The sequence below is a fragment of the Pseudonocardia sp. ICBG1293 genome (genome assembly GCF_020131355.1).
In the GTDB taxonomy this organism is placed as follows: domain Bacteria; phylum Actinomycetota; class Actinomycetes; order Mycobacteriales; family Pseudonocardiaceae; genus Pseudonocardia.
Genome location: NZ_JAHLEL010000044.1, coordinates 496,131 through 513,341 on the forward strand (window position 1 = coordinate 496,131; position 17,211 = coordinate 513,341).

Annotated in this window: 14 protein-coding genes; 5 read left to right on the plus strand and 9 right to left on the minus strand. The window is 75.8% G+C overall.

All coding sequences use genetic code 11. The features are described 5' to 3' along the window. Positions 1-6: 6 nt before the first annotated feature. From KPF47_RS22075 to KPF47_RS22100, 6 genes are all read right to left on the minus strand, one after another. The gene (locus KPF47_RS22075) at positions 7-882 is read right to left on the minus strand and encodes a MaoC family dehydratase N-terminal domain-containing protein (RefSeq protein WP_224390749.1); all 876 of its coding nucleotides are present in this window, start codon (positions 880-882) and stop codon (positions 7-9) included. Then, positions 879-1,673 carry an alpha/beta fold hydrolase gene (locus KPF47_RS22080; RefSeq protein ID WP_224390751.1) on the minus strand — a complete coding sequence of 265 codons (795 nt, stop codon included), beginning with the start codon at positions 1,671-1,673 and terminating at the stop codon, positions 879-881. Before KPF47_RS22080 ends, KPF47_RS22075 begins: the two co-directional genes overlap by 4 nt. Then, positions 1,670-3,106: a wax ester/triacylglycerol synthase domain-containing protein gene (locus tag KPF47_RS22085; protein WP_224390752.1), complete on the minus strand. Its 1,437-nt coding sequence runs from the start codon at positions 3,104-3,106 to the stop codon at positions 1,670-1,672. Before KPF47_RS22085 ends, KPF47_RS22080 begins: the two co-directional genes overlap by 4 nt. Then, entirely contained in the window at positions 3,103-4,623 is a 1,521-nt protein-coding gene (locus tag KPF47_RS40340) for an HAD-IB family hydrolase (protein WP_224390754.1), read from the minus strand. The genes KPF47_RS22085 and KPF47_RS40340 overlap by 4 nt, the downstream gene beginning before the upstream one ends. After that, positions 4,610-7,000 carry a glycerol-3-phosphate 1-O-acyltransferase gene (locus KPF47_RS22095; RefSeq protein WP_224390755.1) on the minus strand — a complete coding sequence of 797 codons (2,391 nt, stop codon included), beginning with the start codon at positions 6,998-7,000 and terminating at the stop codon, positions 4,610-4,612. Before KPF47_RS22095 ends, KPF47_RS40340 begins: the two co-directional genes overlap by 14 nt. Before the next feature lie 102 nt (positions 7,001-7,102). Next, positions 7,103-8,524 carry an aspartate aminotransferase family protein gene (locus KPF47_RS22100; RefSeq protein ID WP_224390757.1) on the minus strand — a complete coding sequence of 474 codons (1,422 nt, stop codon included), beginning with the start codon at positions 8,522-8,524 and terminating at the stop codon, positions 7,103-7,105. A gap of 113 nt (positions 8,525-8,637) precedes the next feature. Here KPF47_RS22100 and KPF47_RS22105 point away from each other — a divergent pair, with 113 nt between their 5' ends. After that, positions 8,638-10,128, plus strand: a complete 1,491-nt coding sequence (locus tag KPF47_RS22105) for a PucR family transcriptional regulator (RefSeq protein WP_224390758.1) — start codon at positions 8,638-8,640, stop codon at positions 10,126-10,128. 9 nt (positions 10,129-10,137) lie between these two features. Here the strand turns inward: KPF47_RS22105 and KPF47_RS22110 are convergent, their stop codons facing one another. Then, the gene (locus KPF47_RS22110; RefSeq protein ID WP_224390760.1) at positions 10,138-11,007 is read right to left on the minus strand and encodes an SAM-dependent methyltransferase; all 870 of its coding nucleotides are present in this window, start codon (positions 11,005-11,007) and stop codon (positions 10,138-10,140) included. A 151-nt stretch (positions 11,008-11,158) separates the two neighbouring features. Here KPF47_RS22110 and KPF47_RS22115 point away from each other — a divergent pair, with 151 nt between their 5' ends. Further along, a complete protein-coding gene (locus tag KPF47_RS22115) occupies positions 11,159-11,707 on the plus strand; it encodes a hypothetical protein (protein ID WP_224390763.1) in 549 nt (182 codons plus the stop codon). On the opposite strand, the gene KPF47_RS22120 is transcribed toward KPF47_RS22115, so the two are convergent. After that, positions 11,608-12,729, minus strand: a complete 1,122-nt coding sequence (locus KPF47_RS22120; RefSeq protein ID WP_224390765.1) for a glycosyltransferase family 4 protein — start codon at positions 12,727-12,729, stop codon at positions 11,608-11,610. The two genes, KPF47_RS22115 and KPF47_RS22120, sit on opposite strands and share 100 nt — an antisense overlap. Before the next feature lie 186 nt (positions 12,730-12,915). Between KPF47_RS22120 and KPF47_RS22125 the strand changes: the two genes are divergently transcribed. Beyond that, the gene (locus tag KPF47_RS22125; RefSeq protein ID WP_224390766.1) at positions 12,916-13,335 is read left to right on the plus strand and encodes an ATP-binding protein; all 420 of its coding nucleotides are present in this window, start codon (positions 12,916-12,918) and stop codon (positions 13,333-13,335) included. Positions 13,336-13,410: 75 nt separating this feature from the next. Here the strand turns inward: KPF47_RS22125 and KPF47_RS22130 are convergent, their stop codons facing one another. Next, a complete protein-coding gene (locus KPF47_RS22130; protein ID WP_224390769.1) occupies positions 13,411-14,334 on the minus strand; it encodes a methylenetetrahydrofolate reductase in 924 nt (307 codons plus the stop codon). A gap of 189 nt (positions 14,335-14,523) precedes the next feature. Between KPF47_RS22130 and KPF47_RS22135 the strand changes: the two genes are divergently transcribed. Next, positions 14,524-15,624: a polyprenyl synthetase family protein gene (locus KPF47_RS22135; RefSeq protein WP_224390919.1), complete on the plus strand. Its 1,101-nt coding sequence runs from the start codon at positions 14,524-14,526 to the stop codon at positions 15,622-15,624. A 5-nt stretch (positions 15,625-15,629) separates the two neighbouring features. Then, the gene (gene crtI / locus KPF47_RS22140) at positions 15,630-17,189 is read left to right on the plus strand and encodes a phytoene desaturase family protein (protein ID WP_224390770.1); all 1,560 of its coding nucleotides are present in this window, start codon (positions 15,630-15,632) and stop codon (positions 17,187-17,189) included. Positions 17,190-17,211: the final 22 nt, after the last annotated feature.

Consider the following 17,211-nt stretch of genomic DNA (forward strand, 5'->3'; position numbering starts at 1 on the left):
GTCCCGCTAGGACGCGAGCTCGATGCTCCCCCGGACCGACTCCGGTGCCCCGTCGGCGCCGGCGGCGACGGCGATGCGGTCCCCGTCGGGGGTCCCGCCCACCCACACGTCGGCGCCGGCGAACGCGGGCGCGGTGAGCCGGTACTCGAAGCCCCGGACGAACGCCGTCGGGCGGTGCCGGCGTGCGATCTCTAGGCCGAGCAGGGCGAACAGCGGACCGTGCACGACGAGCCCGGGGCAGCCCTCGACGCCGGTGACGTAGGGCAGGTCGTAGTGGATGCGATGGGTGTTGTAGGTCAGCGCCGACATCCGGAACAGCAGCTCCGGGCCGGTCGGCAGGGTGAACCCCCACTCGTGGTCCGGTCGCGGGGCCGGGTCGGGGGTGGTCAGACCGCGGCCGGTGCCGGGCGGCTGGGAGCGGTAGACGATGTCCTGCTCCTCCACGCAGAGGAGCGTGTCGTCACGACGGAACTCCGCGCGCGTGGTCACGAAGGCCATCTCGCCGGTGCGTCCCTGCTTCACCCGGACCGGGCCGAGCTCCTGGCGGCGGGTCACCGGCTCACCGACCCGCCACGGCGCGTGCCAGGTCAGACGGCCGCCGGCGAACATCCGGCGCCGGTCCGGGACCGGGGGCAGGAAGTGGCCCTCGCGGGGGTGGCCGTCGTCGCCGAGCGCCGACATCAGCGGGGTGTCGAGGAAGGCGAACCAGTGCCACAGCGGCGGGAGCGGATCCCCCTCGGCGGCGACCGGGTCGAGGTCGAGCAGCCCGGAGAACGCGGCGACCGCCCACGGGGTGACGGCACCGGTGCCGACGAGCGGCCCGGGGGCCCAGCCGTCGAGGGCGGCGGCCAGGTCGGCGGGGGTGTTCCCGGGGCCGGTCACGACGCGACCTGGTAGCGGGTGTGCTGCAGGATCGTCCAGGCCACCAGGGCCGGGTTGTCCACCATCGGGACGTGGCCCACGCCGGGGAGCACGACCAGCTCGGCGCCGGGTACGGCGTCCATCAGCGGGCGGCCGTAGCGGCCGTAGGGGATCGTGCGGTCCGAGCCGGCCCAGGCGACCCGCACCGGGCAGGGCAGCTGCTCGAACGGGGTGATCGCGGTGTCCATCCTCGCCGCGGACAGCAGCGGCTCCAGGATGGTGCAGCCGGCGAGGTCGTCGAACAGCTCGGCCACCTCCTCGGGGGTGTAGCGGTCGGCGTGCTCGGCCACGGTGAGCAGGAGCAGCCTGCGGATCACCCCGCACGAGGCCAGTGTGCGCATCGGCGCCCACCCCGCGAGCAGTGCCCCGACCCGGAACACCGCGAGCAGCCGGTACAGGTCCGAGGGCACCGACCAGGCCCCGGCCGGGGACAGCCCGACGACCGAGCGGGCCCGGCCGCGGCGGGCCAGCTCCAGGGCGGCCCAGCCGCCCAGGGAGTTGCCGACCACGTGCGGCCGTTCCGGCACGCCCAGCGCGTCGAGCTCCCCGACCAGGGCGTCGACCATCAGGTCCATGCTGAACTCGCCGTCGGGCATCGACGGGCCGTCGAGGTGCCCGGGCATCGTGACCGCCCAGACCTCGTGGTGTTCCTCCAGCATGGGCAGCAGCGGCTTCCAGGCCCGCCAGGACGAGGTCATCCCGTGGAGCAGCAGCAACGGCTCCCCCGAGCCGCCGACGTGGTGTGCGCTCATCCGACGATCATCGGCTCGGCGGCCCCCGGCTGCAGCGCGAGGACCTCCGCGAAGCCCCCGGCCAGGCAGCGGGCGAACTCCTCGCGGTCGGTGATCGCCGCCGCGTCGATGTTCGCACCGACGCAGCACTGGTCCCCGTGGGTGACCACCGAGATCATGGCGGCGCAGCCGGGCAGCGGCGCGAACGGGTAGACGCGGTCGATCCGGGCACCGCACAGGAACGCCTCGGACCGCAGGCCCGGCACGTTCGAGGCCTGCAGGTCGTTGCCCTGGGTCGAGCCGCCCGCGACCAGGGTCAGCAACGGGCCCGGCAGCCGGGCCAGCAGCGGGGCGACGACGTCGGGGCTCTCCAGCGCGGGCTCGGAACGGGCCGCGCGCATCTGCTCGGACACCGCGCGGATCCGCAGGGCCGGGTCGGCGATGCCCATCGGCGCGGCGAGCCGGGCCGGTGCCCAGCGGTTGCCGCCCGCGGCGTCGCCCTCCCGGCGCACCGAGACCGGCACCGAGGTGCGCAGGGTCGCGTCGCCGGCGACCGGGTGTCCCATCGCCTCGTGGTAGAGCCGGAAGGCGCCCAGCAGGGACGCGACGAAGGCGTCGTTGAACGAGCCGCCCACCGACTTGCCCGCCGCGCGCAGATCGGCGAACTCGACGTCGAGCGCGACGAACCGCCAGGACATCCCGCGCGGACGCAGCAACTCCGAGGCCCCGCCGGGCGGCGGGGACAGCACCCGCAGCGCCGAGTCGAGGTAGCGGGCCGTGTCGCGGGCGGCCGAGAGCGGGTGGGTGAGCGCGCCGACGACGTCGCGGGCGGCGCGGGCGGCCGCCGGGACGATCCCGGCCTCGCGGCGGACCAGCCGGTCGACCTCGGCCAGCGGGTCGGGCGAGGTCGGCCGGGGCGCGGCGGGCTGCGGCTTGGAGTCGTCGTGCTCGCGCTTGCGGCTGTGCAGCTGCGACAGCAGCTGCACCACGCCCATCCCGTCGGTCAGCACGTGGTGCAGCTTCAGCAGGAACGCCGACCGCCCGCCGGGCAGACCCTCGACGAGCATGGCCTCCCAGGGCGGCCGCTCCCGGTCGAACGGGGTCATCATGAACTGCTCGGCGATCGGCGACAGCTCCGGCCAGAAGCCCGGCCCGGCGCCGGGGATCCGTACCCGCCGCAGGTGGTAGTGCAGGTCGAACTCGAGGTCGTGGATCCAGTAGGGCGTGCCGAGACCCGCCAGCGGCTCGCGGATGCGCTCGCGGAAACGCGGGACCATCCGGGTCGCCCAGTCCACCGCCGCGACCAGCCGGTCCCAGTCGGGCCGGGCGTCGAGCAGCTCGACCGCCAGCACCGGGGACCGGAACCGGGGGTCGTCGCCCTCGGCCCGCCACATCATCACCTCGAACGGCGACATCTCACGGGCCGAGCCCCAGGCCGCCGGGGAGTCGCTCATTCCGGGTCCTCCTGGCTGTCGCGGGTCCGGTCGGCGTCGGGCGTCGCGATGCGGCGCTCGGGCCATGCGGCGAGGGTGTCGAGGAACCGGCCCCGGACCTCGTCGGCGTACTTCCCGGCGTCCTCCGGGACCCAGGTCGAGGTGTCGACGGGGGGCAGCACCGCGACCTGCACGGTGCCGCCGCGCAGCGTCTGGGCGCCGCGCCACATGATCTGGCCGGCGTTGCGGATGACCACCGGCACGATCGGCACCCCGGCCTGCATCGCGATGTGGAACGCGCCCTTCTTGAACGGGCCGAGCCGTGGCGTCGGCGAGCGCGTGCCCTCCGGGGCCATCGCGAGCGAGATCCCCTCGTCGCGCAGCTTGTCCACGGCCGGCTGCAGCGCCGCGCGGGCGGCGCGCGAGTTCGACCGGTCGACGAACGCGACGTCGGCGGCCCAGAACAGCTGCCCCCACACGGGGATCTGCGCGGCCTCCTTCTTCGCGACGCCGGTGAAGCTCTCGCGCAGGAGCTTCATCAGCACCGGCACGTCGAACTTGGACTGGTGGTTGAACACGAACACGCACGGCCGCGCGGAGTGCAGGTACTCCGCACCCGTCACCTCGACGTCGATGCCGGCCAGCCCGAAGGCGACGTCGGCGCCGACCGAGCCCGCCATGTCGACGAACCGCCGCCGCGACCCGTGCAGCAGCCCGGCCCCGGCCGCGGCGGCCAACCCGCCCGCCATGCCGCCGTAGAAGACGGCGGTGCGGGCGACGTCGGTGACGCTGGGGAACAGACCCCCGCGCGGCGCGCAGTCCAGCACCGGCCAGCCCCGGTCACCGGCGAGCCCGCGCAGCGAGTCGGTCGGTGACACCGCGACCGCGTGGCCGACCGCGGACAGGAACTCCGCGTCCTCGGTGCCGTTGGCGTAGCCGAAGCAGTCCGCCAGGTCGACGCCGTGCGCGGCGGCGTCGGCGCGCACGGCCTCGGCCTTGCCGGTGCCCCACAGCGAGGTGCCCGCCACCCGGCCGGTCAGCACACCGTCGCGCACCTCCAGCTCGGTGCACAGCACCCGGTCGGCACCGAGCTCGTCGGCCATCGGCTGCACCTGGAACCGGGTCGCCGAGGACGCCATGACCACCTGGTGACCCTGCTCCTGGTGCGCGGCGACGAGCTCCCACACCTCGGGGTGCAGCGACGCGGCGATCTCGTCGCGGAACAGCGTTCGCCCGAGGCTCAGCAGCTCGTCCTCGCTGCGCCCGGTCCAGGTTGCGAGCGTGATGGAGAGGAACTCCTTGAAGTCGTCGTCGGTGCGGATGCCGCGCATCCCCGACAGCACGGTGCGCACCATCTCGACCGGGCCGACGTCGAACTCGCGCAGCCGCTTGCGGTAGAAGGCGCCCGCGGAGTAGCCGTCGATGACGGTGCCGTCGTAGTCGAAGTAGGCGACCGTGCCCGGCCCCGGCTCCGCCTCCCGGACGGCCCGGAGCCGGTCCCGGAGGTCACCGGACGGCGTCCCGTCAGCTGGCGACACCCGAATCCCCTTCCGCACGCTGCTTGGCCCCGGACGGCGGGACCGCCGGTGACGCCGGGACCGCCCCGGACGCCGTGCGCTCCCCGGAACCGAGGACCACCTCGAGGCGGGCGCGCTGCAGCTCGCCCAGCCGTCCCAGATCGTGGATCACCGCAGTGACCTCCGCCAGCCAGGCCGCGCGCCGCTCGCCCAGGGGCGCACCGGCGGCGCCGGAGTCCTCGAGCAGGTCGCGGTTGCCCGCCTGGCGCACGGCCGTGGCGTACAGCTCGCGCGACACCGAGTCCGCCCGGTCGAGCCGCTGCTGCAGCAGCATCTGGCGGCCGACTCCGAGGCAGTCCTCCAGGAACTCCTTCTCCTCGGTCATCGGCTGTTCGCCGAGTGCGACGAGCCGGTCGGAGACGACGAGCTGGGCGTCGAGGAACGAGCGCAGCACGCCCGGCGCGACCAGCAGCGGCGCCTGGCGCAGCGCGCCCCGCACGTCCGCCGGGTCCGCCGCGCGGGTGCGCCACCCCGGGTCGACGAGGTCCAGCTCACCGATGATCTCGCTGCGGAACTCCCGGCGGGTGGAGAAGAAGAACTCGAACTTCAGCAGGTCACGCAACCGGGCCAGCTCGCGCCATGCGACCTCGACGATGTCCTCGTCCGCGCCGGCGTCGCCGATCCGCAGCAGTGCCACCTCGAGCATGGCGCGGTTGAGCAGGTGGTGCAGCGCGCCGTTGCGGTAGAAGGCGGCGACGTGGTGGCGCCCGGTGCTGACGGCGAACACCGGCTCGGTCCCGCCGTCGTAGACGGTGACGACCCCGGCCTCGGCGAGCCGGTCGAGCGTCATCCGCAGGCCGTGCCGGGTCCGCAGCTCGGCGATCGGCACCGGGATCCCGCGCGCCTCCAGGTAGTCCGCCAGCGGCGCGACGACCTCGCGGACCTGCTGCAGGGTCAACGCCCTGTCCTGCGCCCACAGCAGGGCGAACGTCGCGAGCGAGGTCGCCGTCGCCGGGGTGACGCGGTTGATCCCCGCGCACACCCGGAACGCGACCTTCTCCAGCTGGGCCCGGCCCGGGCCGGCGTCGTCGAGGGCACGGCGCAGCGCGAACGGCTCGGCGAAGCGCACCCGGGCGGTGCCGATGTGGCGGCGCTGGTCGCGGAAGTAGCCGTAGAGCCAGCCCAGGCCCTCGGCCTTCTTCTCCCCGCCGCGCTGCTCGGCGGCCATCGCGCCGACCTCGTGCAGCTGGTCGTAGACGATCGACACCGGGACCAGCACCGCGTCGAGCTCGGGGCGGTCCTCCAGCGCGGACACCAGGTAGCGCAGCAGCCCGACCCGGGGCTTGCGGAGCTTGCCGGTGCGGCTGCGGCCGCCCTCGATGTACCACTCGAGGTTGAACCGCTTGGCGAGCAGGTGTCCCAGGTACTCCTGGATCGCGGCCTTGTAGACGGTGTCGCCGCCGAAGGTGCGGCGGATGAACACGATCCCGGCGCGCCGCCCGAGCGCCCCCATCGGCCAGAACGACAGGTTGTTGCCACCCAGGACGTGGTTGCGCGGGAAGTTGCGGTCGTGCAGCACCTCGGCGAACAGCAGCGGGTCGGCGTAGGAGCGGTGGCTGGGCAGGAACACCAGCGCGTGCTCCTTGTTCAGCTCGCGCAGCCGCTCCAGCCCGGACTCGTCGACCTGCACGTCCCAGGCCTTGGTGTGCATCGGGCCCATCATCGCCCGGAACACGTCGATCGCCGGCGGGCTCTGCACCGCGGCCATCTCGTGCAGGCAGGACTCCAGACGCTGCTCGACCTCCGCGGCCGGGCTGCCGGTCTGCCGGGCGAGCCGCTCGACCAGTGCCGGGAACCGGGCCGAGGAGGTGATCTGCTCCACCATCCGGCGCGGCACCTTGTAGCGGTCGCCCAGGATGCGCCGCTCCGCACGGTCGCAGGCCAGGACCGCCTGACGGGCGACGAAGCGGGTGAACCCGTGCGAGCCGGGCCGCCCGCTCTCCTGGGCGACGAAGCGCGACACCAGGTCGGCGACGGTCGCGGGCTCCCCCGCGACGACGTGCGCGGCGTCCGGACGGTGCCGGGCCATCGAGGGGTGCAGCGGCGACCACGCCATCCGCATGACCGCGGACGTGGCGAGCCCGGCGAGCTTGCGGACCGCGCCGCCGTCCTCGGGCTCGGGGGTCACCCAGGCCACGCGGGCCGGGACGATCACGGTGTCGTCGCCGTGCAGCGCCTCGCCCAGCGCGGACGGCACCTCGCCGTTGGCGCCGATCCCGACGACCGCCGCGCCCGGGTGCTGCTCCTCGACCCAGCGGCGCAGGATGCCGCGTTCGGTGTGCGACCGGGCCTGGGTCACCACGACCTCACGTCCGCCGGTGAGGTCGTCGGTCGTCATGGAGCCCCCCGTCGCATGCCCCGCCGCGGTGCGGCGCCTGCCGGGGTCAACCTAGTTACCCGTGGGTTCGGCAACAACCCGACGCGGCGGTCCGCCGCGAACTCACACGATCTTCTGCGCCTCGGTGAGCACGTGCCGCAGGATCTGCTCCATCTCGTCGAACTCGGCCTGCCCGGCGATCAGCGGCGGCGCCAGCTGGATCACCACGTCGCCCCGGTCGTCGGGGCGGCAGTACAGCCCGGCCTCGAACAGCGCACCCGGCAGGAAGCCGCGCACCAGCCTCTCCCGCTCCTGCGGGCCGAAGGTCTCCCGGGTCGTCCGGTCGCGCACCAGCTCGATCGCCCAGAAGTAGCCGTCGCCGCGCACGTCACCGACGATCGGCAGGTCGCGGAGCCGGTCGAGGGTCGCCCGGAACGCATCGGCCCGCTCCGTGACGTTGCCGTAGAGGTCCTCGCGCTCCAGGAGGTCGAGGTTCGCGAGCGCGACGGCCGCGGAGACCGGGTGCCCGCCCCAGGTGTAGCCGTGCGGGAAGGTCACGCCGGGGGCGAGGAACGGCTCGATCACCTTCTCCGAGGCGATCATCGCGCCCAGCGGGCCGTAGCCCGACGTCATGCCCTTGGCGCAGGTGATGATGTCGGGGGCGAGGCCGAACTTCGCACTGGCGAACGGCACGCCGTGCCTGCCGAACCCGGTGATCACCTCGTCGGCCACGAGCAGCACGTCGTGCCGGTCGCAGATCTCGCGGACCCGGGCGAAGTACGACGGCGGCGCGGTCAGGCAGCCGCCGGAGTTCTGCACCGGCTCCAGCACGACGGCGGCGACGGTGTCGGCGCCCTCGAACGCGATCGCCTCCTCGATCCGGTCGGCGGCCCAGCGGCCGAGCGCCTCGGCGTCGCCGTCGAACTCGGGGTGCCGGTAGAGGTTGGTGTTGGGCACCCGGAACCCCCCGGGCGCCAGCGGCTCGAAGTCCTTCTTCATCGCCGGCAGCCCGGTCACGGCCATCGCCCCGTGCGTGGTGCCGTGGTACGCGGTCGCCCGGGAGATCACCTTGTGCTTGAGCGGGCGGCCACGGAGCTTGAAGTACTGCTTGGCGACCTTCCACGCGCTCTCGACGGCCTCCCCGCCGCCGGAGGTGAAGAAGACCCGGTTCAGGTCACCGGGGGCGAGGTGGGCCAGCCGCTCGGCCAGCTCGGCCGCGGGCGGGGTGGTGTAGCCCCAGACCGGGAAGAACGCCAGCTCCGCGGCCTGCTTCGCGGCGACCTCGGCCAGCTCGCGCCGCCCGTGCCCGGCCTGCACGACGAACAGCCCGGCCAGGCCGTCGAGGATGCGGCGACCGCGGTCGTCCCACAGGTGCACCCCCTCGCCGCGGGTGATCACCGGGACCGGGTTCGCCCCGTCGCGGCCGTGCATCCGGGCGAAGTGCATCCACAGGTGCCGTCCCGCGGCGTCGGCGTGCGGCGAGAGTGCGGGTGCGTCCGGGGTGGCTCCGGCCTCGGTCCGGGTCGGGTCCTCGACTGCGGTCACGGGGGACTCCCTCGGTAGTGGCGTGGTGGATCCGATCGTCGGTGCCACGACCGTCCCGGTCAGGGATACGATCCGTACGGTTTCCGACCGCCGGCCGGACGGAGTGGATCCCGGTGCACCCGACCATCGCCGATGTGCTGGCCCGACCGGAGGTCCGGGCCGGCTCACCGGTCGTCCGGGCCGGACGGGCCGCGCTGGGCACCGCCGTCCGCTGGGTGCACGTCAGCGAGGTCGCCGACCCGGCCGGGACGCTGCCGGCGGGCGTGCTGGTCCTGTCGGTCGGGGTGCCGGTGGCCGACCCCACCACGGTGCCCGCCCGCTACGTCGACGCGCTGCGGGCCGCCGGGGCGGTCGGGCTGGTCGTCGAGATCGGGCAGCAGCTGCCGTCGTTGCCCGCCGGCCTGGTGCAGGCCGCCCGCGCCGCCGGGTTCCCCCTGGTGGAGCTGCGGCGCACCGTGCGCTTCGCCGAGATCGTGGCGGGGGTGCTGGAGCAGGTCGTCGACGAGCGGGGCGACGACGAGGGCGGCGGCGACCGGGCCGAGGCCGCGTTCCGGGCGCTGGCGCTGCACCGGGTGGCGCCGGGGCGCGTCGTGGACGAGCTGGCCCGCCGGATCGACGCACCCGTGGTGTGCGAGGACCTGGCGCACCGGGTGCTGCTCACCGCCGGCACGCCGGACCTGCGGGACTGGGTGGCGCGCTCCCGGCTGGCCGGGCCGGCCGGACCGGAGGGGTGGGCGGTCGCCCCGGTCGGGAGACCGGATGCCCGGTGGGGCCGGCTGGCGGTGCCGTCCCGTCCGGCGCCGGGCACCGTCGACCGGGTCGGCGCGTTGCTGGCGGCCGCCGCGGACGCGGTGTCGCTGCTCGACCCGGACCCGCAGGCCCTGCTGCGGTCGGCCCGGGACGCACTGCTGGCCGACCTGGCCGCGGCGGTCCCCGCCGAGGCCGCACGGCTGGCGGTGCGCGCCCGCGCCGCCGGGCTGGACACCACGGGCCCGCTGTCGGTGGTGGCGCTGCGCCCGACCGGGGACCACGACCCCGGACAGGCCGTCGAGGCGGCGGTGGCCGCCGTCGCCCCGGGGGCGACGACCGTGACCGCCGGTCCCGGGGAGCTCGTCGTACTCGTCCCCGGCGACGGCACCGCGCTGTCCGCCGCGCTGCTCCCCGCGCTGCCCGCCGGCCTGGCCGCGGCGACGGCCGGGCCCGGCCCGTTCACCGAGCTGCCCGAGCTCCTGCGCCGGGCCCGCGAGGACGCGTCCGCGCACACCGCCACCGGTGGCCGCGGCCCCGTCCGGGTCCCGGCACTGCGGGGCATGGTGCACCGCCTCGGCGACGACCCGCGGCTGCTCGGCTTCGCCGCGGAGGTCCTCGGTCCGCTGGCCGCGCTGCCCGCCCCCGCCCGGACCGACGCCCGGGACACCCTGTGGGCGCTGGTCGAGGCCGGCGGGGTCGTCACCGACGTGGCCCGCAGGCTCGGGCTGGGCCGCCCCGCCGCCTACGCCCGGCTGCGGCGCCTGTCCGCCCTGCTGGGCCTCGACCTCACCGACCCCGAGGCCCGGACGGCGCTGCACCTGGCGCTGCTGGTCGACGCCCGGGTCACCCGCTGAGCAGGCCGCTCAGGGCCGGTCGGCCCACAGCAGGGTCACCCCGCCCAGGGTGTCGGCCACCGAGGCGTCCAGCGGGCGCCCGTACCCCGCGGCGACCTCGCGGACCGGGCGGCCGGTGACCGCCCAGCCGTGGCGCCGCAGCCAGGCGTCGCAGGACTCGGGGCGCGGCTCGGCGAAGAACAGCCCGCCGACGTCGTCGGTGTCCAGCATCTCCTGCGCCGCCGCGCGGAACGACGGCTCGTCCGCGATCCGCTCCACCTGGTCGCCGAAGTGCTCGACGGCGATCCGGCTGCCGGGCACCGAGAGCGCGTGCACCCGTTCGAACAGCAGCCGTTCGGCGTCGGCGGGCAGGTAGGGCAACAGCCCCTCGGCCAGCCAGACGGTCGGCCGTGCGGGGTCGAGGCCGGCCGCGACGAGCGCCGCGGGCCAGTCGTGACGGAGGTCGACCGGCACGGTGACCCGGCGCGCGGTCGGCGTGACCCCGGACTCCCCGACGACCCGGTCCTTGAAGGCCAGCACCTCGGGCTGGTCGACCTCGAACACCGTGGTCCCGGCGGGCCAGGCGAGCCGCAGGGCCCGCGCGTCGAGCCCGGCGGCGAGCAGGACGACCTGGGTCGCCCCCGCGCCGGTCAGCGCCTCGTCGAAGAACCGGGACCGCACCCCCTGGTAGCCGGCCTGCACGACCCACGGGTCGGCGGGGTCGCCCGGGTCCTGTGGCAACCCCGACACCGTCCCGGCCGCGTCGACGAACCGCTGGGCCAGCGGGTCGTCGACGAGCCGGTCGGCGCGGCGGGTCTCCAGGGCCCGTCCTGCGGCGACGGCCAGGGCGGTGGCGCCCACGCTGCTGGTGATGTCCCACTGATCGTCGGCTGTGCGCATGACGATCACGCTAGGAGAACGAAATTAGCGTTGCTCACCAGTCACGCGGATGATCACTCGCACGGCGCAGGCCGGACCGGACACCGGGTCCCATACCGACGGACCGTGTGTGAGCCGTAACACCGGGTGCACCCGCGACGAGGGTCGCCGCATGGACCTCCGACGGGTCACCGGCTATCTCGCACTCGGCGTCCTGGCGCTGTACTGGCTGTGGGTGCTGACGCGCACCGCACCGGTACTGCGGCACGGCTGCCGCGACCGCAGGCTGCGCGTGCGGCTGGCCCTGGTGCGTACGGCCGCCGCCGGCGGGACGGCGCTGTTCGTCGCGACCGTGCACTTCTGGGCGACGTCGTGGTGGCACGTCGCCGCGGCGCTGCCGGTCGCGCTGACCGGCGCCGCCGGGCTGGTGCGGGTGCACCGACGGCTCGTCGCCCCGCCCCGCCACCGCGTCGCGCTGGCCCAGCGGGTCCGCCGTGCCGGCCACTTCCAGGTCATCGACCACCCCGGGCCGGGCGGGCCGCACCGGCACGCGGCCGTCGAGGACGCGGCCCGGCCCGTCCGCGGGTTCCGCGCCGTCCGCGACCTCGCGCCCGCGCCGGGTCAGCCCGCAGCACCGACCGGTTCGCGGTCCTCGGGGTCCTCGTCCTCGGAGACCTCGGAGAGCTCGGCGGCGGGCGTCTCGCCGACCAGCTCGCCGTAGACCCCGACCAGCGCCTCGGCGATCCGCACCCGGTCGAACCGGGACACCGCGCGGTCCCGTCCGGCGATGCCGAGACCGGCACGCAGGGCGTCGTCGCCGAGCACCCCGCGCAGCGCGACCGCCAGCTCGGCGGGCCGGGCCGGGCGGACCAGCATCCCCGTCACCCCGTCGACGACCACGTCGCGCAGCCCGCCCACACCGGTCGCCACGACGGCCCGCGCACAGGCCATGGCCTGCAGGACCGGGCCGACCGGCACGTCGTGTGCCGGCGCGGCGACGACCACGTCGGCCGAGCGCAGCAGCCGGGGCAGCAGGCCGCCCTCGACCGGGCCCAGGAACCGGACCCGCCCCGCCACGCCGGCCTCGCGGGCGATGCCGAACAGCCGCGTGCGGTCGGGGTCCTCCCCCGCAGCGCCGCCGGCCACGAGCAGCTCGGCGCCGCGGATCCGGGCCAACGACCGGATCACCGTGTCCATGCCCGCCCCCTCGGCCAGCGACCCGATGGCGAGCAGCCGCGGCTGCTCGCCGCGGCGCAGCGCGGGCCCGTCGGGGGTGAAGGCGTCGGTGTCGACGGCGGCGGGCACCGTCCGCAGCGCCGCGCGCGGCACCCCACGGCGCAGCAGCGCCGTGTGCTGCTCCTCGCTGGAGGCCAGCACCCGGACCCCGCCCTGCGACGAGGCGGCGCGGGCCACCGGGATCGCGACCGGGCCCGGGCCGGCCGCCGGGTAGACCTGCACGACCGGCACCCCGGTCGCGACGGCGGCCTGCCCCGCCCGGGGACCGATGGCGTGCACCACCTGCGGCGGGTCGTCGGACCAGGCGGCGGCCAGTGCCGCGTCCGGCCCGTCCTCCCACGGCTGCACACGCAGGGCACCGCCGCCGGAGGGGGCGGTCAGGTCGGGGTCGTCGGGGACGTCGGTGAACACCCGGACCGTGTGACCGGCGGCGGCCAGCGAGGCCGCGGTGATGCCCGCCCCGCAGGTGCGCGGGATCTCGGGGGTACGGATGACGGCGATGCGCAAGCGGATCCTCCACGTCGTGCTCGCAGATGCGGGCACGCGCAGTTGGCTCTACGCGTCGGACCCGTGACCGTACCCGTCCGGCCGGATCCACGGGTGGGGGACCGCGGGAGTGTGCGGAACGGGCACATCGGGTAACCGGGTCCCGTCGGGCGGGCAGGCCCGGCAGGACGTGGAGGGGGCGGCGTGATGACCGCACAGTCCTGGATCCTGAGGGTGCAGCCGGATGCGGCGGCGTGCCGCGCGGCCCGGCACGGGCTGGCACGGTTCCTGACACCGCTCGTGGACGACCTCACCGTGGGCGACGCCACGCTGGTGCTGCACGAGCTGGTCGCGAACGGTGTCGACCACGCCCACACCCCGATGCTGGTGACCGCCCGGGTCCGCGACGGCGCCGTGCGGCTGCGGGTCCGCGACGGCTCGGTCGTGCGTGGCCGCGAGCAGCCCCACGACCCGTCGGCGCTGCGCGGGCGCGGTCTGCAGATCGTCGGGCGGCTGTCCCAGCGCTGGGGCGTGAGCCGGCACCGCGGCGGCAAGACGACCTGGGCCGACGTGGGGCCGGTCGGCGCCCGACCGGTTCCGGACCTGCACCTGGTCCGCACCGCCTGAGCCCCGGCGCAGCCCCCCGACCGCACGTGCGGCGTGTGGGCCGGGGAGCGGGGGCCGGAACGCGACCGCGGGCCGTCAGGCCGGGGTGGACAGCCGGGAGCCCTCGTGGCGCGGCGCCAGTCCGAGGCGCTCGACCAGCTCGGTCGTCGCCGTGGAGCGGTTGAGGCAGTAGAAGTGGATGCCGGGCACCCCCTCGGCCAGCAGCCGTTCGCACAGCTCGCCGGTGACGTCCATCCCCGCGGCGCGGAACGCGGCCGCGTCACCGGAGTACGGCGCGAGCCGCTCGACCAGGGCCTCCGGCAGCGGCGACCCGGACAGCTCGGGCCCCTTGTGGAAGGTCCGCTCCGAGGTCAGCGGCATGATGCCGGGGATGATCGGCTGGTCGAACCCGGCGGCGGCGACCCGGTCGCGCAGCCGCAGGAAGCCCTCGGGCTCCAGGAACAGCTGGGTGACGGCGAACTCCGCACCCGCCCGGAACTTCCCGACGAGCCGCTCGGTGTCGGTCTCGAGCTCGGCCGAGCGCGGGTGGCCGTAGGGGAACGCGGCCACGCCCACGCAGAAGGGGCCGGACCGCTTGATCAGCGCCACGAGCTGGTCGGCGTACTCGAGCCCCTCGGGATGGGCGACCCACTCGCCGAGCGGGTCGCCGGGCGGGTCGCCACGCAGCGCCATGATGTTGCGGACGCCCGCGGCGGCCAGCGACCCGATCACGTGGCGCAGCTCGTCGGTCGAGTGCGAGACGGCCGTCAGGTGCGCCATCGAGCACAGCGTCGTGTCGGTGGCGATCCGCTCCACCGTGCGGACGGTGCGGTCGCGGCTGGAGCCGCCCGCGCCGTAGGTCACCGACACGTAGGCCGGGTCCAGCACCTCCAGGCGGCGGATGGCGCGCCACAGCTCCGCCTCGCCCCGGTCGTCCTTGGGCGGGAAGAACTCCACCGCGAAGAAGGGGCGGTCGACGTTGATCCGTTCGGTCACCGTGGATGCGGAGCTCGTCGTCACCCCGACGACCTTACGGTGCGCACCGCCGGTCGGTCGTCCACCGACCGCCGCGCACCGCCCGCACCCCGCCATGACGTGCACCACCACGGCATCGACGGGCCGGGTCCCGGGTGCACCGATAGCCTGGTCGTCGTGGCCGACCCCGTCTCCCCCGTGTCCGCACCGTCCGGTCCGTCCGGATCCCCGGGCCTGTCCACGGCGGGCCCGGCCCCGCTGGACGACGCACTGCCCCAGCACGTGGAACGGGTGCTGGCCGGCTACCTGGACCGGCGCCGCACCGAGGTGCTGGGCATCGACCCGGTCGTCGTGCAGGCCGCCGACGCCCTGGCCGGGTTCGTGCTGGGTGGCGGGAAACGGCTGCGGCCCACGTTCGCCTGGTGGGGCTGGCGCGGCGCGGGCGGCGATCCGGCCGATCCGCACGCCCAGGGCGTGCTGAGCGCGATCGCCGCGCTGGAGCTGATCCAGGCCTGCGCCCTGGTCCACGACGACCTGATGGACGCCTCCTCCACCCGGCGCGGCCGGCCGACCGTGCACGTGGAGTTCGCCCGGATGCACGCCGCGAACGGATGGTCCGGACCGCCGGCGCGCTTCGGCGCCGCGGTCGCGATCCTGGTCGGGGACCTCGCCCAGGTGTGGGCCGACGACATGTTCCACGCTGCCGCGCTGCCCGAGGGGGCCCACGCCCGCGCCGCCGAGCCGTGGCGGGCGATGCGGACCGAGGTGCTGTCGGGCCAGTACCTCGACGTCCTCGCGCAGGCCTCGGGGGACACCGCCGAGTCGACCGCGCTGACGATCGACCGGTTCAAGACCGCCGCCTACACCGTGGAGCGGCCGCTGCACCTGGGCGCGGCGATCGCCGGGGCCGACCCGCGGGTCGTCGCGGGCTACCGGCGCTACGGCGCCGACATCGGCGTCGCCTTCCAGCTGCGCGACGACCTGCTCGGGGTGTTCGGCGACCCCCGGGTCACCGGCAAGCCCGCGGGCGACGACCTGCGCGAGGGCAAGCGGACCCTGCTGGTCGCCGCGGCGCTGCAGCGCGCCGAGCAGCGTGGGGACCGCGCCGCCGCGGACGTCGTCACCGGCGCTCTCGGCGACCCCGACCTCGACGCGGCGACCCTGGACCGGGCCCGCTCCGCGCTGTCGGAGCTGGGCGCGGTGCAGGCGGTGGAGCAGCGGATCGCGGCCCTGACCGGTTCCGCGCTGGACGCGCTCGACGCGGCGCCGGTCGCCGAGCCGGGCCGGTCGCACCTGTTCGAGCTGGCCGAGCGCGCGACCCGGCGGGCCTGGTGAGCGGGGTGCGGCGGATCGAGGGGCACGCCGACCACGTCGTCGTCGTCGGGGCGGGGCTGGCCGGACTGTCGACGGCACTGCACCTGCTCGGCGCAGGCCGCCGCGTCACGCTGGTCGAACGGGAGAGCTTCCCCGGCGGGCGCGCCGGGCGGCTCGACGTCACCGACGACCACGGCACCTACGCCCTGGACACCGGCCCCACCGTGCTGACCATGCCGGAGCTGCTGGACGCGGCGTTCGCCGCCGTCGGCGAGACGACCTCCGACCGGCTCGACCTGGTCCGGCTCGACCCGGCCTACCGGGCCGAGTTCGCCGACGGCTCGGCGATCGCGGTGCACACCGACGCCGCCGCGATGGAGCACGAGATCCGCGAGCAGTGCGGCCCGGACTCCGCTGCCGGGTACCGGCGGCTGCGCCGCTGGCTGACCGACCTCTACCGCGCCGAGATGGACAACTTCATCGGCGCGAACATGGACTCGCCGCTGTCGCTGCTCGGCCCGGACCTGGCCCGCCTCGCCGCGCTCGGCGGGTTCGGCAGGCTCGGGAAGCGGATCGACCGCTTCCTGCCCGACGAGCGGCTGCGGCGGGTGTTCTCCTTCCAGGCGCTCTACGCCGGGGTGTCCCCCCGGGACGCGCTCGGTGCCTACGGCGTCATCGCCTACATGGACACCATCGCGGGCGTGTACTTCCCGCGCGGCGGCATGCGGATGATGGGCACCGCGCTGGCCGGCGCCGCCGCCGACGCGGGAGCCGAGATCCACTACGGGCGCACCGTGACCGGCCTGGACCGGTCCGGGGACCGGGTGACCGCGGTCCGCCACGCCGGGCCGGACGGCGCCGACGAGTCCGTGACCCCGTGCGACGCCGTCGTGCTCACACCCGAGCTGCCCGCGGCCTACGAGCTGCTCGGCGGCGCGCCGCGGCGCCCGGTGGGGCTGCGCTGGTCGCCGAGCGCCGTCGTCGTGCACGCCGGGATGCCCGCGCCGGCGCCCGGCACCGCGCAGCACCACCACACGATCTCCTTCGGCGGCTCCTGGGCGGGGACCTTCCGCGAGATCATCGACGAGGGCCGGCTGATGACCGACCCGTCGCTGCTGGTCACCCGGCCCGGGCTGACCGACCCGTCGCTGCAGCCCGGCGGGCGCGAGGTGATGAGCGTGCTCGCGCCCTGCCCGAACACCGCGGTGGCGCCCGGCATCGACTGGGACCGGGTCGGTCCGGCCTACGCCGAGGAGCTGTTCGGGGTGCTCGCCGACCGCGGTCTGGTGGACTCCTCGGCGCAGCCGAGCTGGACCCGGATGTGGACCCCGCAAGACTGGGCGGCCGCCGGGATGGCCGCGGGGACGCCGTTCTCGGCGTCGCACACGCTGGCCCAGACCGGTCCGTTCCGGCCCCGCAACCTGGTCCGCGGGACGGCGAACGCGGTGCTCGCCGGCTGCGGGACGACCCCGGGCGTCGGGATCCCCCCGGTACTGATCTCCGGCCGGCTCGCGGCCGAACGGATTACCGGTCCGCGCCCGGCCGAGCACGCCGGGCGCGGGGCCGCCGCACGCACGGGGCGCTGACACGGGGCAGCGGAGGCGGGTG